Genomic DNA, 2,124 nt, shown 5'->3' with positions numbered 1-2,124 from the left:
AACCGAAATCATGACTGAGGGCGACCACTTTTTCTCGGGTGGGTACCGGCATGACACCACGATAGCGCAACAGAAAGTGTTGCGTTACGAGTTCGGGTCGGGGTCGTCGGGCAGCGTGCCGGGCCACCGACAACACCCGAGGGTTGGTGAATACCGCCCGGTTGACGTGGGAGCCCACGACCGGACCGCACCGCGGCCTGAACCAACGGACGCCCGAGAGGGGCGGTTCCGAACACACCCGCAGTTGTTCGACACGCTTTACTCGGCCAGCCACTCGCCGCGGCGCATCACCCGCAGCACGTCCAGATCACGGCCCAGCGCAACACAATCCGCGGCAAAGCCCGGTCGCAGGGCACCGACCCGGTCGAGCCCGAGCGCCCGGGCCGGGGTGGTCGCGGTCAGCCGGACCGCGGCGGCCAGGGCGTCGTCCGGCGGCCCGCCGCCGCGCCCGAGCACCGACACCGCCGTGCGGAACAACTGGTCGGTGGTGGCGGTGCCGCCGGCGATCGTCGACGTCCCGGCCAGCCGGGCCACCCCGGCGGCCACCTCGACCGCCAACCCGCCGAGCCGGAACGCCCCGTCGCCGACCCCGGCCGCCGCCATCGCGTCGGTGACCAGGGCAACCCGGTCCGGTCCGGCGGTCTCGATCACGTGGCGCAGCAGCGCCGGGTGGACGTGCACCCCGTCGGCGATCAACTCCACGGTGACCCGCGGATCCTCCAGCAGCGCCAGGGCCGGACCCGGTCTGCGGTGGTGCAGCGGCGCCATCGCATTGAACAGGTGGGTGCCGACCCGCGCCCCGGCGTCGATCGCGGCCCGCACCTGGTCGTAGCCGGCGTCGGTGTGGCCGACGGCGACCACCACCCCGGCGTCGACGAACCGGCGGATCGCGGCGGTGCCGCCGGGCAGCTCCGGGGCCAGGGTGACCATCCGGATCGCGCCGTCGCCGGCGGCCAGCAGCGCGTCGATCTCGGCCCGGTCGGGCGGGCGCAGCTGAGCCGGATCGTGTGCGCCACAACGGTGTCGGCTCAGCCATGGCCCTTCCAGGTGGATACCGGCGACGACGCCGCGCCGGGTCGCGTTCGCCAGCGCCCGCACCGACGCCAGCAGCGCATCCGGCGCCGCGCTGACCAGGCTGGCCAGGGTGCTGGTGGTGCCGTGCCGACGGTGCAGTGCCACGGCCGGGCCGATCCCGTCGGCGTCGGCGTAGCCGCCGCCGCCACCACCGTGGACGTGCATGTCGACGAAGCCGGGCACCACCGTGGCGTCGGCCAGTTCGGTCTCCGCCGGTGTGGGCGGGGCGCCCGGGCCGCAGTCGACGATCCGGCCGTCGGCCACCCGCAGCCAGCCGGGCCGGCAGACCCGCCCGTCCAGCACGACCGTGCCGGCGGCGATCAGCGGCACACCGACTCGCCGACGTCAGGGGCCGCGGCCCCGGTCCGCTCGGGCCAGCGGCCGCCGTTCTCCCAGAAGTGCCGGATGTCCTCCAGCTGGCGGCCCTTGGTCTCCGGAGCGTAGCGGTAGACGAAGCCGAAGCTGAGCACCGCCAACACCCCGAACACCACGAAGGTGGCCGCACCGCCCAGCGCGGTGAGCATGGTCAGGAAGACGGCGGCGATGATCGCGTTGGCCACCAGATCCGAGGTGAGCATCACCGACGAGCCGATCGACCGCAGCCGGGCGGGCAGGCTCTCCCCGGCGTACACCCACACCAGGGCGCCGAACCCGAACGTGTAGCCGACCGTGAACAGCAGCACCCCGCCGAACCGGACCAGGGCGAGCGCGTCGCCGAAGATCCCGCCGCCGGCGAACACCCCGATCAGCAGCGCGTTGGCGGCGATCATCGTCGCGATCCCGGAGAGCAGGATCGGCCGCCGGCCCACCCGGTCGATCAGCGCCAGGGATACCGACATCGCGGCCAGCGCGGCGACCTGGATCAGCGCCGGCAGGATGAGCAGCGCGAAATGACCGGAGAAGCCCATCATCTCGAAGAGCTGAGGGCTGTAGTAGACGATGGCGTTGATGCCGGTGATCTGGATGAAGAAGCCGAGCGTCACCACGAAGACCGTCGCACGCCGATACGGCGGGCGCAGCAGTTCGCGGACCACCCCGACGTTCTGCGCC

At 72.7% G+C, this 2,124-nt stretch carries 2 protein-coding genes; both read right to left on the bottom strand.

Annotated elements, in window-relative coordinates; translation table 11 throughout:
• Window positions 1-258: 258 nt before the first annotated feature.
• Window positions 259-1,404: an N-acetylglucosamine-6-phosphate deacetylase gene (locus AC2VNT_RS15570; protein WP_486947714.1), complete on the bottom strand. Its 1,146-nt coding sequence runs from the start codon at window positions 1,402-1,404 to the stop codon at window positions 259-261.
• Window positions 1,395-2,124, bottom strand: a 730-nt coding sequence (locus tag AC2VNT_RS15565) for an MFS transporter (RefSeq protein WP_486947713.1), incomplete at its 5' end; no start/stop codon positions are given. The genes AC2VNT_RS15570 and AC2VNT_RS15565, both read right to left, overlap by 10 nt.

It is taken from the genome of Mycobacterium sp. TH-M15, assembly GCF_057473705.1.
Note: the sequence above shows the minus strand (reverse complement) of the source record. Positions and strands in the feature narration are given on the sequence as shown.